Source organism: Microbispora sp. NPDC088329 (assembly GCF_040685655.1).
Lineage (GTDB): Bacteria > Actinomycetota > Actinomycetes > Streptosporangiales > Streptosporangiaceae > Microbispora.
Map to the genome: position 1 here is coordinate 39,899 of NZ_JBFBIP010000017.1, position 14,285 is coordinate 54,183.

The 14,285-nt window shown below is 69.9% G+C and carries 13 protein-coding genes; 7 read left to right on the forward strand and 6 right to left on the reverse strand.

Annotation, left to right across the window (positions count from 1 at the left end; translation table 11 throughout):
* Positions 1-20: 20 nt before the first annotated feature.
* Positions 21-1,058, reverse strand: coding sequence for an alcohol dehydrogenase catalytic domain-containing protein (locus tag AB0O28_RS27540; protein ID WP_363645290.1), 1,038 nt, complete (start codon positions 1,056-1,058; stop codon positions 21-23).
* 57 nt (positions 1,059-1,115) lie between these two features.
* Here AB0O28_RS27540 and AB0O28_RS27545 point away from each other — a divergent pair, with 57 nt between their 5' ends.
* Positions 1,116-1,631, forward strand: a complete 516-nt coding sequence (locus AB0O28_RS27545; protein ID WP_363645018.1) for an NUDIX domain-containing protein — start codon at positions 1,116-1,118, stop codon at positions 1,629-1,631.
* A gap of 4 nt (positions 1,632-1,635) precedes the next feature.
* Here the strand turns inward: AB0O28_RS27545 and AB0O28_RS27550 are convergent, their stop codons facing one another.
* The gene (locus AB0O28_RS27550; protein ID WP_363645020.1) at positions 1,636-2,508 is read right to left on the reverse strand and encodes a class I SAM-dependent methyltransferase; all 873 of its coding nucleotides are present in this window, start codon (positions 2,506-2,508) and stop codon (positions 1,636-1,638) included.
* Positions 2,509-2,843: 335 nt separating this feature from the next.
* Here AB0O28_RS27550 and AB0O28_RS27555 point away from each other — a divergent pair, with 335 nt between their 5' ends.
* Positions 2,844-4,013 (forward strand): IS701 family transposase, encoded by a 1,170-nt coding sequence (locus tag AB0O28_RS27555; protein ID WP_363645292.1) that lies wholly within the window; start codon positions 2,844-2,846, stop codon positions 4,011-4,013.
* A 128-nt stretch (positions 4,014-4,141) separates the two neighbouring features.
* Here the strand turns inward: AB0O28_RS27555 and AB0O28_RS27560 are convergent, their stop codons facing one another.
* On the reverse strand, positions 4,142-5,122 hold the full coding sequence (locus AB0O28_RS27560) for a patatin-like phospholipase family protein (protein WP_363645022.1): 981 nt from the start codon (positions 5,120-5,122) through the stop codon (positions 4,142-4,144).
* A gap of 261 nt (positions 5,123-5,383) precedes the next feature.
* On the opposite strand from AB0O28_RS27560, the gene AB0O28_RS27565 reads away from it, so the two are divergent.
* The 5 genes from AB0O28_RS27565 to AB0O28_RS27585 are packed head-to-tail and all read left to right on the forward strand — an operon-like array spanning position 5,384 to position 10,634.
* Entirely contained in the window at positions 5,384-5,731 is a 348-nt protein-coding gene (locus AB0O28_RS27565; protein ID WP_363645024.1) for a hypothetical protein, read from the forward strand.
* 8 nt (positions 5,732-5,739) lie between these two features.
* Positions 5,740-6,699 carry a hypothetical protein gene (locus tag AB0O28_RS27570; protein ID WP_363645026.1) on the forward strand — a complete coding sequence of 320 codons (960 nt, stop codon included), beginning with the start codon at positions 5,740-5,742 and terminating at the stop codon, positions 6,697-6,699.
* Positions 6,700-6,755: 56 nt separating this feature from the next.
* Entirely contained in the window at positions 6,756-7,481 is a 726-nt protein-coding gene (locus AB0O28_RS27575; protein WP_363645028.1) for an NUDIX domain-containing protein, read from the forward strand.
* A gap of 4 nt (positions 7,482-7,485) precedes the next feature.
* Positions 7,486-8,649: a 5'-methylthioadenosine/S-adenosylhomocysteine nucleosidase gene (locus AB0O28_RS27580; RefSeq protein ID WP_363645030.1), complete on the forward strand. Its 1,164-nt coding sequence runs from the start codon at positions 7,486-7,488 to the stop codon at positions 8,647-8,649.
* A complete protein-coding gene (locus tag AB0O28_RS27585) occupies positions 8,646-10,634 on the forward strand; it encodes a hypothetical protein (RefSeq protein WP_363645032.1) in 1,989 nt (662 codons plus the stop codon). The genes AB0O28_RS27580 and AB0O28_RS27585 overlap by 4 nt, the downstream gene beginning before the upstream one ends.
* 115 nt (positions 10,635-10,749) lie before the next feature.
* Here the strand turns inward: AB0O28_RS27585 and AB0O28_RS27590 are convergent, their stop codons facing one another.
* From AB0O28_RS27590 to AB0O28_RS27600, 3 genes are read right to left on the reverse strand one after another with little or no spacing between them, the layout of a single operon-like run.
* A complete protein-coding gene (locus AB0O28_RS27590; protein ID WP_363645034.1) occupies positions 10,750-11,961 on the reverse strand; it encodes an acyl-CoA dehydrogenase family protein in 1,212 nt (403 codons plus the stop codon).
* Positions 11,962-12,013: 52 nt separating this feature from the next.
* The gene (locus tag AB0O28_RS27595; RefSeq protein ID WP_363645294.1) at positions 12,014-12,979 is read right to left on the reverse strand and encodes a glucosyl-3-phosphoglycerate synthase; all 966 of its coding nucleotides are present in this window, start codon (positions 12,977-12,979) and stop codon (positions 12,014-12,016) included.
* 35 nt (positions 12,980-13,014) lie between these two features.
* Positions 13,015-14,244: an MFS transporter gene (locus AB0O28_RS27600; protein ID WP_363645036.1), complete on the reverse strand. Its 1,230-nt coding sequence runs from the start codon at positions 14,242-14,244 to the stop codon at positions 13,015-13,017.
* Positions 14,245-14,285: the final 41 nt, after the last annotated feature.

Below are 14,285 nucleotides of genomic sequence, written 5' to 3' on the forward strand. Positions count from 1 at the left end.
GGAGACGGTCAAGTAACCAGTCAAGGGATGAGTGCCGACTTGATCACGCGACGTCGGTCCATCGCCTCATAGGCCGCCTGCGCGTCATCCAGGCGGAACGAGAAATCGACAAGAGACGCCAATCGGTCCAGCTCCGACGACATCGAGTCAATAATTCCCGGCAGGTAATGCCGGGCCGGGGTCACCCCACCACGCAGAGTCAGATTCCGGTCGAACACGTCAATCATGGAGATGACGCTGTCACCCACCGGCAACCCCACCCAGGAAAGCAGGCCACCGTCCCGCACGCAGGCCAGGGCGGTGTCCAGGGCGGCCTGGGTGCCGACGCACTCGATGACCGTCGTGATCTCTCCCGCGAGTCCTCGTGTCTGCTCGCCGGCCGAAACCGCATCGCCCTCGGCGAGGAGCACATGAGTCGCGCCGAACGAACTGGCGACCGCCAGCCGATCCGCGTGATGGCCGACCACGGTGATGGCGCCCGCCCCGGCCCGGCTCGCCATCAGCACCGTGGCGAGGGCGACCGGACCGTCCCCGACGATGGCCACCGAGGAGTCACCGGTGATCTCGCCGTTGGCCACCGCGTGACAGGCGGTCGGCAGCACGTCCGCCGCGAGCAGGTAGCGGAAAAGCTCCTTGTCGTCGGAGGGGGCGGGCACGCGGACCAGATTGGCGTCGGCGAAGGGAACCGTGATCGCCTCGGCCTGGGCGCCGCCGCGCCCCGGCGCCCCTCCCCAGAAGCCGCCTGCCGGGCAGGACGACGGCAGTCCGCGCCGGCACGCGGCGCACGTGCCGTCCGCGTAGTTGAACGGCGCCACCACCGCGTCGCCGACCCGGAAATTCTCGACCTGCGTGCCGACCTGGCGCACCACACCCACGAATTCGTGTCCGAGCGGCGCGCCCCGCTCCACCGGGTCGATTCCCCGGAAGTACCACAAGTCGGATCCGCACACACCGGCGGCGACTACGCCGACCACCGCATCAGTGGGGGCGCTGAGGACCGGATCGTCGATTTCGTCGACCACCACCGATCCAACCCTGTCGAATACGACAGCACGCATCACCCGCCACTCCTTCTTATACGCTTGGCTGACACTCCCGAGACGAAAGGTTTGGTCATGGTCGAGATCCCCCAGGACCTGCCGATTTTCGAACGTGACGCGGTTCGCATCGTGCTTCGCGACACCGACGACCGCATCCTGCTTTTTCACACTCACGAACTGACCGCGCCGGAACTCGGCCAGTGGTGGGAACTACCCGGAGGCGGCATTGACGAGGGCGAGACCTACCTGGAAACCACGGTGCGGGAACTGCGTGAAGAGACCGGCATCATCATTTCCCCCGAACAGGTCGGGCCACCGAACTGGAGCCGGACCGCCTCGTTCCGGCACCGCGATCGACGGCATCTTCAGCATGAGGTCGTGGTCGAGGTGCGCCTTGACCGCCCCGGCGACCTGATCGACGAGGCCGGTCGCCTCGACTACGAGCGCGATGACTACTTCGACTTTCGCTGGTGGCCGATCGCCGAAGTGGTGGCCAGCTCCGAACAGTTCTATCCCCGCAGTCTTCCCCAATTGCTGACTGGCTTCCTGGCCGGGGAGAAGCTCAGTGAGCCGTTCGAACTCTGGTCTTGACCGCTTATAGACGCCGCAGATCCCAGACCACGACAGCCGGCAACCCGAGATAGGCGGCCAGCGTCGCGTCCGGAACCAGCGACATAGCGGTCCGCTTGAGCGCCAGGTGGCCGGCTTCGTATCGCGGCTCGTGGAGCCGTCGCACTTCGAGGCCGGCCTCCTGGAACGCGGTCAGAAAATCGTTGTGCAGATGGCTGTGATTACGGGCGAAGCCACGCACCCCCTGGTCCAGCTTGACGTGCGCCGCGCCCCCGAGAATCGACATCAGGGGGTTTATGTCGGAAACGATGACACGGCCACCCGGCCGGGTCACCCGGGCCAGCTCGGCCACCGGCTCCAGGAGCGAGGGGCAGTGGTCCAGCGCCAGACCGCAGACCACCAGGTCGAACGACCCGGACTCCAGGGGAAGGTCGGCCAGGTCGCCCGTCCGCCAATCCACCTCGGGAGACTGCTCCTTGGCCTTGGCCAGCATTTCCGGAGAGAGATCGACGCCGGTCACCCGGTGGCCCAGCTCGACCAGCTTGCGAGCGTGCCGACCGGTGCCGCATGCCGCGTCCAGAGCCCGGCCCGGCGCCGCCTGCTCCAGCAGAGACCAGACCACAGGTTCCTCGATCGGGCGGATCGGCCGGCTGGCGTCGTCGTAGGTGTCCGCCCAGGCCCGATACAGAGACTCGACGTCCAGTTCGCGCACCGGAATGCGCTCATCGACGGCGGTGTTCCCCGCGTCCGCCAGCCACCGAACCTCGTCGATGCGCGCTTCGACCGTCTTCTCGTCGCCGTCGTTCATCCCGCGCAGCAGGGCCAGACCCTCGATACCGAGCAGCAACTCCCGCAACTGCATATGGCCACTGACAGCGGTAGAACGTACCGAATCCACGGATCAGCCCCCTCTGATGGTGAAGTACGTATCAACTATAAGTGAACAATAGGTACACATCGCAACCCCCTCGATTTCCGCTCGACGGCTCGATCCGAGCACGGCAAAGACCGATTGACCTGGGGTTTCGCAGCAGACTGCATCACATCGCGAAGGCGAAAAAAGCCATGACTCATACCTTTACTGAGTTACGGACATCCCGAATTCTCCGACCTGAGATAACATCACCCAGACGAGCCGGCGAACCATGGATCCGCCCCTTCTGCAGTCAGGTTTCGTTATCTATAGTCGATTCCGTGCCGGATGCGGTGACGGCCGATGACGCACGGTCCCGGATGGTGGGACTGGATGAACTGTTCGGCCGGGTGGCCGGCCGATTCGGCCGGGTGGAGCCCCGCCGTCAGGCCCGCGCCTACCTGGTCGGGCTCCTCGCGCCGGTGGAGCGCAAGAACGGCTGGCAACTGGCGGAGGCCGCCGGTGACGCCCGGCCCCATCGCATGCAACGACTGCTGAACGACATGCGCTGGGAGCACCGGGAAGTACGCGCCGATCTGCGGGATTACGTCGTCGAGCACCTCGGGGGACCCGATGGGGTGCTGGTCGTGGACGAGACCGGATTCCCGAAGAAGGGGGACCAGTCCGCAGGGGTGCGGCGTCAGTACTCCGGCACGGCCGGGAGGGTGGAGAACTGCCAGCTGGGGGTGTTCCTGGCCTACGCCTCCGCGCGCGGGTGCGCGCTGATCGACGCCGAGTTGTACCTGCCCGAGAGCTGGATCGGCGACCCGGCGCGATGCGCGCGAGCCGGCATCCCCGAGCAGACGCGGTTCGCCACCGAATCCGACTTGGCCGCCGCCATGCTCGACCGGGCTCTGGACGCCGGCGTCCCGGCCGGGTGGATGACGGCCGACGAGACCTACGGCGATGATCGCGAATTCCGCCGCCACCTGGAGCACCGCCGGATCGGGTATGTGCTGGCCGTGCCGGGGAGCCGATCGATCGGCCCCGGCGACACCGGCCCGCGCTTCGACACGGTGACCGCCGACGCGCCTGCGCGGGCATGGAAACGCATCTCGGCGGGCCAAGCCGCCGAAGGTCTCATGCACGACTGGGCCATGGCGACCCTGCCGCCATGGCCCGGCGACCCTCCCGGCGGCCCTCTCGGCGGGCAGGACGCGTGGCAGCGGTGGCTCCTGATCCGCCGGACTATCCCCGACCCCCAGGACCTGGTGTACCACCTGTGCTTCGGCCCCACGGGCACCACCATCGAGCAGCTCGTCCGCGTCGCCGGCGCCCGCCGGGCGGCAGAGGAGTGCCTGCGCGCCGCCAAGGACGAGGTCGGCCTGGACCACTACCAGGTCAGGCGGTTCGACGGCTGGCACCGGCACATCACCCTGGCGATGCTCGCCCACGCGTACCTGGCCGTCTCCGCCGTCCACGCCCGGAGAGCCCGTGCGGCCCGGTCCCCCTCACACCGGCCGGAATCCGCCGTCTCCTGGCACCTGTGAGCACCCCCGCCGGGAAGACGGCGGCTCCGCCACGACACGTTCACGATCCATGTCACGAAACCCGGTTGTAGTACCGGCCCCTTCGGCGGGCCAGGTGTCACGGCAGTGGCTGGCGGAGAAACGGGCCCTCATCGCCAGCCCGGTCCGCGCCGCCGGGGGTGGTCGCCGTGCGGAGGGCCGAGCGGACGGGCGAGACCAGGGTGCGGTCCGCGCCGCTCCAGCCAATGAGTGGTCGACAGGGTCGCCCGCTCGATCATGTCGGCCGTACCGCGGAAGTCGACGGGCAGCACCTCGACCGGGCACAGCGGCGGCAGCACGTGCAGCCGGGTCCGCCGCCTGTTCTGCCTGATCGAGGCGCTGATGCGCTGCTCACTGAGCAGGTTGTAACCGTGCAGGGCCATGGCGATGGCCGTCGACGGCGCGGCCGGCAGGTGGCAGGAGAATCCGGGTGCCAGCAGGTACACCTCGTCGGCGCCCGCCTCCACCGCGTAGTCCAGCGTGGTCAGGTCCGCGACGCCGCCGTCCATGAGCACGCGGTCCCCGATCGTCACGGTGGGATACAGGGCCGGGATCGCGGTGCTGGCCAGCAGGGCCGGCAGCGCGGGTCCCCGCGACAGGACCACCGGCCGCCCCGTCCGCACATCCGCGGTGAGCACCGACAGCGGGGTCGCCGTCTCCTCCAGGGCGTCGATCGGCAGGATGCGTTCGAGGAACCGTCGCAGGGAGGAGTTGTCGAACAGGTAGTTGCGGCGGCCGAGCGCGGCCGCGGCCAGCGTGGCCGGATTGAGTGGGAAGGCGTAGTTGAGCACGCCCAGCGCCTGCAGGGCTCCCCGCAGGGGATGGAAGGGCAGGTTTCCCGTCAGCGTGCGGAGCACATCGGGGCCGCTCACCGGATACACGTCGTGGCTGCTCACCGACAGCCACAGCCGGGCCAGCTCCTCCACGCCCGCGGCGTCGGGACGGGAGGCGTAGTAGGCGCCGTTGAGCCCTCCGATCGATGCGCCCACCACCATGTCGGCGCGGATCCCGTGAGCGGTGAGCGCGCGGAGCATGCCGACCTGCGCGGCCCCCAGGCTGCCGCCTCCCCACAGGATGAACGCCGTCGTCACCGGCCGCTTCCCCACGCTCTCCCGGCCCCGGTCCCGGTCCCCTTCCTACCCGTACGGCCCCCGCGTCACCCGCCGTCCGGAGTGGTGAGGGTTACGCCGAGCGCCTGTTTATCCCGCCGGGGGCGACAGTTGGAAGGCAGAAATCCCCCGATGGCCTATGCCGACAAGATCTCTCCCATTCTCCGTGCCACGCTCGAGCTCCTGTGTGAGGCTGGGCGGCCGCTGCGACCCGAAGAGGTTCGTAAGGAAGCCGAAGGGAGAGTGACGATACCCCCGGAGCCGCGGGGGCCCAACGCGCACGGCCAGGCGCGGTGGTGGGCGCAACTGGGCTTCCGCACGGGAGAGGCCGCATCTCTCGGCTGGATGACGAAACGGAACGGCTGGGCGATCACCGAGGCCGGCGTCCGCGCGCTCGACGACTTCGAGGGCACCGAGCTCTACCGCGAACTGGCGCGGCAGTACCGGGCGAGGAGGCTGCCGCCACAGGGCCGTGTCTACAGCGACCCCCGCTGGAACGTCGTCCTGGAGGCCCTGGAGCGTCTGGAACCGGGCCACTGGACCACGTATGGCGATCTGCCGGCCCGGTGGGCATGTCGGCGCAGTCGGTGAGAGGCTTCATGGCCGAGAGCGCGGACACGGGCCATGCTCATCGGGTCCTGCAGTCGGGAGGGCGGATCTCCCCGCAGTTCCGCTGGCTGAACCCGGAACGGACCGATGATCCGCGTGAGGTGCTCGAGAAGGAAGGCCTGATCTTCGACCACGCCGGCCGGGCCGACCCGCAGCGGCGCGTCACCGCCGACCGGTTCCGTACGATGCTCGCCCAGGCCGGCGTCGTCCTGCCCCCGGCAGGCGGCCCCGAGCCCACGCCTCCGCCCGACCCGGCTCCTGCCGCGTTCGACAATCTGAGCATCCCCGTCGAGCTGTTCGAGCGTGTTCACTATCGCGGCGAACCTGTCGGGGAGACCTTCCGTGCCCACTTGGAGCGGCATTTCGCCTTCTTGACCTTCCAGAACCCGGAGAAGATCAAGGAAGGGTTCGCCTACGTCAGCACGGTGAACCTTTGGGTGAAGGTCGCCGAGGTCCTGACCGGGCAGGACGCCAAGAATCCGATCACCGCGGACGGCGTCCGCGCGAGGCTGCGGGAGATCGCCTGGCGCAGGAACAACATCGCCCACACCGCCGACCACGATCCGGTACGCCCCGGGCAGAAGGCCCCCATCACCGCAGACGAGGCGGAGGCGACCATCGAGTGGCTCGAAACGATGGCCATCGCCATCCAACTGGCCCTCGGGGACACCCTTCCCGCTCCGAGCCCCGGCAGTCCGGGCGAGATGCGAGGCGCCCCTTCGGCAGCAGGGGTCAGGACCTCGGCCCGTCTGCGCGACCAGCTCGAATCCGCCGGCTACGCGAAATACCCCTCGCTACAGCCCCGAACCGAAAGGACGATCAGGCGTGGCGCCAAGAGGCGGCCCGCGTACGCCTCGCGCCTGCGGCGCACGTGGTGGCGCCTTCCCCTCGTTCCTCAGCGAAGCATGTCAGGCCTGGCCGCACTCGCCTCGGCCCCGTTCCGGGACTGACACGTCTTACCTCGCGGCTATTTCTGTCAGTTTGACAAAAAGATAGTCTCTGCCGCATGACCGAGGACCAATGGGTGCCGCCCGTCGTTCTCCTCGCGGTTGACCTGGTGATCCTGACGTTGCGCCAGTCGAGCCTGCACGTGCTGCTCGTCGAGCGCGGTGTCGAGCCGTACAAAGGTGCTCTCGCGCTACCCGGCGGATTTCTCCAGCACGCCGAGGAGGACATCACCGCCGCGGCCCGCCGGGAGCTGTCGGAGGAGGCCGACCTCGACGTCGAAACCCTCAGCCTTGAGCAACTGGGCGTGTACGGAGACCCGGGTCGCGACCCGCGTGGCCGTGTGGTGTCCGTGGCGTACCTGGCCATCGCACCCCGCCTGCCGGAGCCGACCGCGGGAACGGACGCGGCCGACGCAGGATGGCAGCCCATCGAGCACGTGTTCTCCGGCGATGTCGAGCTCGCTTTCGACCATCGGCGCATCATCACGGATGGCGTAGAACGTGCTCGCGTCAAGCTTGAGCATTCCTCCCTCGCCACGGCCTTCTGCGGACCGACGTTCACCATCACCGATCTGCAGGACGTGTACGAGGCGGTCTGGGGGATCCCACTCGATCCCCGGAACTTCTATCGCAAGGTCCAGAAGACCGAAGGGTTCATCGTCCCGGCAGGGACAGCCCGCAAGGCCACCACTGGCCGGCCGGCCCGGCTGTTCCGAGCCGGCCCGTGCACAGTCCTCTATCCGCCGATGGTCCGGCCCGCCGAGCCGCCGAACGCAAAGGAGTAGGACAGTGAGCGACCGCCCGATCGTGATCCTCACCGCGCTGGACCTGGAATATCAAGCGATCCGGAGAAAGCTGCTCGACCCGGAGCTACACCGCCATCAGCAGGGCACCCGTTTCGAGGTCGGTCGTCTGAACGGCGACCGCTGCCGTCTGGCCCTGGCCCATGTCGGGACGGGCAACCAGTCGGCGGCCGTGCTGGCCGAGCGGGCCATCGCCGAGTTCGCCCCGGCCGCTCTGCTGTTCGTGGGCGTGGCGGGCGCCCTCCAGTCTCACATCGCTCTCGGGGACGTCGTTGTGGCGACCCGCGTCTACGCCTATCACGGGGGAACGAGCGAGGACGACGGACTCAAGAGCCGCCCTCGCGGTTGGGAGACCTCGCACGCTGCCGATCAAATCGCACGGCACATCGGCCGCATCGGCGCGTGGACGCGTGATCTCCCCGATTCCGGCCATGTCCCACAGGTGCATTTCGGCGCGATCGCGGCCGGTGAGGTGGTCCTGAACTCCAAGGTGTCCGGACATGCCCGGTGGATCCAGCAGAACTACAACGACGCTTTCGCTGTCGAGATGGAAGGCGCCGGTGTGGCCCAGGCGGGACATCTGAACGGCGCACTGCCTGTGGTCGTCATCAGGGGCATCAGCGACCGGGCCGACGGAACCAAGGAGGTGACGGACCGCGAACGGTGGCAGCAGCGGGCCGTGGCCAACGCCGCGACGTTCGCGGCCGCGCTGGCCGAAGAGATCGCCGCCGAGGACCGGGACGGCGGCTGGCTACCGAAGGCGGCGGCGAGAGGAACCAGGATGCCGGAGCAGGGAACGACGTACAACATCGCACGTGACAACGCCCAGGTCGGCGTTCAGGCCGGCGTCGTGCACGGCGGCGTCCGATTCGGCCCCGACCCGGGTCAGCCGGTCGACCTGGAGCAGGCGCTCGCCGCCTTCCGCGCCCGGCTGGAACGGACGCGCGCGGACGGCCACCTGGACGAGGACACCTACGCAGCGGCCGAGGCCGAGCTCACGGTGGCGGACGAGGCTCTGCGGTCGAAGGCGCCGGAGCGCAAAAGCAGGCTGACCCTGGCGCTCAAGAAGCTGCGGGGATTGATCAGCGATGTCGGCGAGCTGGCGGCGGAACTGGCGGCCGTCATTGCCCTCGCGCAGGCCCTGTCATGACGCCGCCGCAGAACACCGCGACGAACTCCGCCACAGATTCCGCGCATGTCGACGTGCAGGCGGCCGTCGTACACGGCGATGTCAACCACTACAAGATGTCGCTGAATCCGTCGCCTCAGGAGAAGTTCGAGACCGGCGCGCGTTTCCTCGAGGGCGGCGCGGCGGGCCGGGCCTTGCGGCTCATCGACGAGGCACTCGCATCCTGCTACGTCACGAACCGGCTGTGCTTCTACTGGCTGCTCGCCATGGTCAGCGGCAGGACCCGCCGGGAGCTGTCCGCCCAGGAGGCGGCCCGCCTTCGAGACTCGGACCGCTTTCTCCCGCTCACCGGCGACGACTCCTGGGCCGACGGCGTGCGGACCGTCCGCCGGCTTCTGGACGCGGCGGAGAAGCCCGACGCGGACGTCCGCAGTCTGATGACGGAGCTCGACGGGCTCCGCCCGGCTCAGCGGACCATGATCCTGCGCCATATGGAGCTGTTCCTCGACGGGCCGATCAAGGACCAGATGTGGCGTCTCACGCTGCGGGACGCCTGTGAGCGGCAGAAGGCCGGCAGCCGCGAGGACCGGGTCTGGAAGTTCTTCCAGCCGGAGCCGGCCGATCCACAGGTGCGGCAGCCCGAACAGGAAGGGGTTCCCGTTCCGACGTGGCTCAAGGCGGTGGCGGGGACGGTCGCGTCCGTCACGGGAACCGCGCACATCGGCCTGCTGCTGGTGCAGGGCGGCCGGATCTCCGCTCTGTTCGCCTATCTGCTTGGCATCGTCGGGGCCTGTGTCGCCGCCCCTGCCGGCCTGGAATGGCGCTTCCGTTCCGGGCGGCGGCGGGAGATGGACGAGGCGTACGCGCCGACTCCACGCCCCAGGACCGACACGCCCCCCGATCGCTTCGCGCGGAGAGTCGACCATCGGTTCGCGTACTACCTCGTCAAGTACATGCCGAACGGGATGGACCGCGAGGTGTGGCTCACGTGGACGGCCGGCATCCGCAGGCGCATGCGCGACGAGGTGGCGGACGCGTATCGCGACACGGGTATCAAGGTCGAGGCGTTCAACTGGCTGATCCGCCATCGAGCCGGTGCGGTGGCGGACCGATGGGCGAAGGGCACGCTGTGGAGCTACCGTCACGAACTTGCCACTCCCCCGCGCACGATGGCGACGGCCGTGCTCGGCGCGATGGCCTTCGCCGCAGGAGGGGCCTGGGCGGTGAGCGGCGCGGTGCGGACCGGCGGGCCGGCCGGGATCGCGTCGGTCGTCCTGGCCATCGCGGCCGGCTGGATCGCCGAGCGGGCCTGGCTGCGGATCGCCCTCGCGCGGCGCCGGTTCATCGCCGACACGTCTGATGCCGAGAAGCTGTCGGCCGAGTGCGCGGCGGCCTACGTCCGTTGGAAGCACCGGCTCGCCGACAAGCCCGACGACAGAGAGATGGCCGCCTGGCTGGACTGCGATCGCAAAGTGCTGCTGAACGAGGCGCTGCGGCACTACCGGCTCAAGATGAGCGACGTCGTCGCCTACGCCTTCATCGAGGCGCGGAGCGGTTCCGCGACCCGGGCGCGGGTATCAGGCGGACCCTGGCGGTACCGGAAGTACGAGATGATGATTTTCCTCATCACCGCCGACGGGGTGCGGCAGTGCAACGCCAGGCTTCACTTCGCGGACGGCACCTTCCACGATCGGAATCGGCTGAACTACCGATTCGAGGCGGTCACGGCCGTCCACGTGCGGCAGTCGGACGACAACGCGCACACCTTCGAGCTCTCCCTCATCGACGGCCAGAAGATCCCCGCTCAGATGATCGGGCCGGAACCGGAGGAACACCAGCAGTCCGAGGATCCCGAAGAGATCTCCGAGGTATCGCTGGACGCGGCCGGGCTGCGCCACACTCTGCATGTCCTCGAGGGTGTCGCGGCGGAGGGCAAGGCGTGGATGACCCCCGAGCGCCGCCGCGGCGCGACCAGCCTGGATGACCCTGAACGTCCCGCCGCGTAGGCGGGCTGGGAGACAGCGGTTCCGCCGGCGGCTGGAACGGCAGCCGCCGGCAAAGATCGGACGTGCACCTCATCGGATCGCTCTGCCCGCCGAGCAATCGGCCCGGCAGCCACCACTAACGGACGGGGAGGCCGGTGACGGCGCGGCCGATGATGAGGCGCTGGATCTCGCTGGTGCCCTCGAAGATCGTGAAAATCTTGGCGTCGCGGTGGAAGCGCTCGACCGGGTGCTCGCGGGTGTAGCCGGCCCCGCCGAGGATCTGGATGGCCTGCTCGGTCGCCCAGACGGCGGTCTCGCTCGCGACCAGCTTGCTCATCGAGCCTTCGGCCTGCTCGAACCCCCGGCCGTTGCGGGCCGTCCACGCGGCTCGCCAGGTCATCAGCCGGGCGACGTCCACCCGGGTGGCCATGTCGGCCAGCAGGAACGCGACTGCCTGGTTCTCCCCGATCTTACGGCCGAACTGCTCCCGCTCCCGGGCGTAGTCGCGGGCGTACTCGTAGGCCGCGCGGGCGACGCCGACGGCCATGGCGGCGACGAGGGGGCGGGTGGTCTCGAAGGTCCGCATCGCCGCCTGCCCGCCGGACCGCGCGCCGGCGCGTGCCCGGGCGAGCCGCTCGTCCAGCTTCTCCTTGCCGCCCACCAGGCACCGTCCGGGCACCCGTACGTCGTCCAGGACGACCTCGGCCGTGTGTGAGGCGCGGATGCCGTGCTTCTTGAACTTCTGGCCCTGGGACAGGCCCGGCGTGCCGGGCGGCACCACGAAGGACGCCTGCCCCCGGGTGCCCAGGGCGGGGTCGACCGAGGCCACGACGACGTGGACGTTGGCGATGCCGCCGTTGGTGACCCAGGTCTTCACGCCGTTCAGGACCCACTCGTCCTTCGCCTCGTCGTAGACGGCGCGCGTCCTGATCGCGCCGACGTCGCTGCCGGCGTCCGGCTCCGAGGAGCAGAACGCGCCGAGCTTGACGTCGCCGGGAGTGCCGAACATCTGGGGCAGCCACTCCCCCATCTGCTCGGGGGTGCCGTTCGCGGCGATGGAGGCGGCGGCCAGGCCGGTGCCCACGATCGACAGGCCGATGCCGGCGTCGCCCCAGAACAACTCCTCGAACGCCACGGGCAGGCCGAGCCCCGACTCCTCGAACCACTGCTGGGCGAAGAAGTCCAGCGAGTACAGCCCGATCTTGGCGGCCTCCTCGATGAGCGGCCAGGGCGTCTCCTCGCGCTCGTCCCATTCCGCACCGGCGGGGCGGACGACGTCCCGGGCGAACTCGCGGACCCAGCCGCGCAGTTCGCGGAGGTCGTCGCTCAACTCGGGGCAGAAGGTCATCGGGGGCTCTCCTCTCCTGAAGTGTTACCAACGGTAACACCCGAGGAGCCGGTCAGCGCAGCCGGGAGGCGTATTGGGGGACCGTCGCCATCGGCGGACGCTCGGCCACCCCGACGTCCCGGGTCACCGGGCGGTGTCCCGCCGGGCCGCGTTCGAACTGGACGAGCCGCGCGGACGGCTCGTGCAACGGGACGATCTTGTTCTGACGCTCCAGCCGCGCCCAGGCGGTGTGCATGATCTGCCCGGCCATCCCGCCGAGCGCCTCGGTCGACTGGTGGGAGTGGACCCTGCGGCCCAGGTCGACCTGCGCGAGCGCGTCGAGCCCCACCAGATCCAGCAGGTCGATGAGGAGCCCCAGCTCCACGCCGTACCCGGTGACGAACGGCACCCGTTCCAGGACCGCGCGGCGGCCGGCGTACTCCCCCGCGAGCGGCTGCACGAACCCGGCGAGCAGCGGCCAGTGCAGGTTGAGCAGCGGCCGGGCGACCAGCTCGGTGACCCTGCCCCCGGCGTTCGGCTCCGCCGCGCCGAGCAGCGGCCTGTCGTAGCACGCCTTCACGTACCCCACCGCGGCGTCGGCCAGCAGCGGCCCCAGCAGGCCGGTCACGAACGAGGTCCGGAACTCGCGCAGATCGGCGTCGACGAACACCACCAGGTCGCCGGTCGTCACCGCGAGGGACTTCCACAACGCCTCGCCCTTGCCGTCGAAGCGCGGATCGTACAGCTCGGGCAGGATCTCGTCCTGCGCGAAGACCTTCGCCCCGGCGCGTAAGGCCCGGGCCGCCGTGTCGTCCGACGACCGGGAGTCGATCACGACCAGCTCGTCCACCAGCGGCACGGCCTCGACGAGGTCGCGCCGCACGGCCGAGACGATCTCCCCGACCGTCTCCTCCTCGTTCCTCGCGGGCAGCACCACCGAGATCGTGGTGCCTCCCTTGGCGGACAGCAGGGCGCGGGCCGGCCAGTCGGCCGCCGACGAGGCACGCCGACTCAGCCAGGCCTCCACCTCAGGCAGCACGCCCGTCCTCCCCCTGTCCGCCACGTTCACTGGCATCACCTTATGCGGCGGCCGGAGGAGGCGATCAGCACGAGCCCCCCTCCCAGCGCGAGCACCCCCGCCACGCCGTAGATGAGAGCGGCGAAGCCGTACGGCGCGGCGGCCGAGGCCGCGACCGGGCCGATGCTGGCCCCCGTGAACAGGAAGAAGGTGAACAGGGAGACGGCCGTGGCCCGCGCGGGGCCGGCCAGCAGGCCCACGGTCTCGATCACGGCGGGAGCGGCGACGCCGATCGCGAAGGCGAAGACGGCCAGCAGCACCGCCAGAGCGGCGACACCGGGGGCGGTCAGCCCGACCACCAGCGCGATCGCCGCGGCGAGCCCGAGGGCCAGCGCCGCCCTGCGGGCCGGGGAGATCCGGGCGAGGTACGGCGTGGCGAACGGGATCGCGACGATCGCCGGCAGTGCGGTGGCCCGCAGCGTCAGCAGCGCCGAGGGGTCGCCGGCGATGCCCGCGGGGCCTTCGAGCTGCAGCGCGGTGTAGAGGGCGACGAACGCGCCGAGGACCGTGAGCGTGGCGGCGTACACCAGGACCAGGCGCGGATCGCGCAGCAGCGCCGGAACGGCGGCGTAGGGGTTCCCTCCCGCCCCGCGGCCGGTGTCGGGCAGCATCACCCGGCGCAGCACGACGGTCACGACGGCGAACGCGGCGGCGCCGAGCAGGAAGACCGTCCGCCATCCGAGCAGGTCCCCGAGGGCCTTGGCGGCGAGCTGGGCGACCACGGCCGAGGCGAACAGGGCGCTGACCACGGAGGTCATCGTCACGGGCCGGCGGCGGGGTTCGACGCGCTCGGCGATGTACGCGAACGCGGTGGGGGCGAAGACGGCGGTGGTGACGCCCTCGACCACCCGGAGCGCGAGCGCAGCCCCGGAGCCGGGGCTCAGCGCGACCAGCGCGGTCGTCACCGCCGTGGCCGCCATGCCCCAGGTCATCACGCGACGCCTGCCGTACAGGTCGGACAGCGGGCCGAACAGCAGGAAGCCCGCCGCGTATCCGAGGCCGAACGCGCTGACCAGCCAGGTCAGGACGGCGGCGGGGGCGCCCCATTCCGCCGACATCCGCGCCAGCAGGGGGATCACGACGTAGAGGTGCCCGGTGGCGAGCAGCCCGGCCGGCACGAACGCGGCCACGGTCCGCGCGAACGGCGCGTAGCCCTCGGAGACCGCCTCAGGGGGACGGTGCATCGCGGGTGCCGTCTCGATGACGGCGTGAGTTGATCTGCTCATGGCCGGGACAGTAGCCAACCAACCAGTTGGGTGTCAACCAA

What these genes read in the sequence shown, in the direction of transcription:
- AB0O28_RS27545 (WP_363645018.1), top strand. Translation starts at nt 1,116, where the DNA reads ATGGTCGAGATCCCCCAGGACCTGCCGATTTTCGAACGTGACGCGGTT.
- AB0O28_RS27570 (WP_363645026.1), top strand. Translation starts at nt 5,740, where the DNA reads ATGGCCGAGAGCGCGGACACGGGCCATGCTCATCGGGTCCTGCAGTCG.
- AB0O28_RS27590 (WP_363645034.1), bottom strand. Translation starts at nt 11,961, where the DNA reads ATGACCTTCTGCCCCGAGTTGAGCGACGACCTCCGCGAACTGCGCGGC.
- AB0O28_RS27600 (WP_363645036.1), bottom strand. Translation starts at nt 14,244, where the DNA reads ATGAGCAGATCAACTCACGCCGTCATCGAGACGGCACCCGCGATGCAC.
- AB0O28_RS27585 (WP_363645032.1), top strand. Translation starts at nt 8,646, where the DNA reads ATGACGCCGCCGCAGAACACCGCGACGAACTCCGCCACAGATTCCGCG.
- AB0O28_RS27555 (WP_363645292.1), top strand. Translation starts at nt 2,844, where the DNA reads ATGGTGGGACTGGATGAACTGTTCGGCCGGGTGGCCGGCCGATTCGGC.
- AB0O28_RS27540 (WP_363645290.1), bottom strand. Translation starts at nt 1,058, where the DNA reads ATGCGTGCTGTCGTATTCGACAGGGTTGGATCGGTGGTGGTCGACGAA.
- AB0O28_RS27575 (WP_363645028.1), top strand. Translation starts at nt 6,756, where the DNA reads ATGACCGAGGACCAATGGGTGCCGCCCGTCGTTCTCCTCGCGGTTGAC.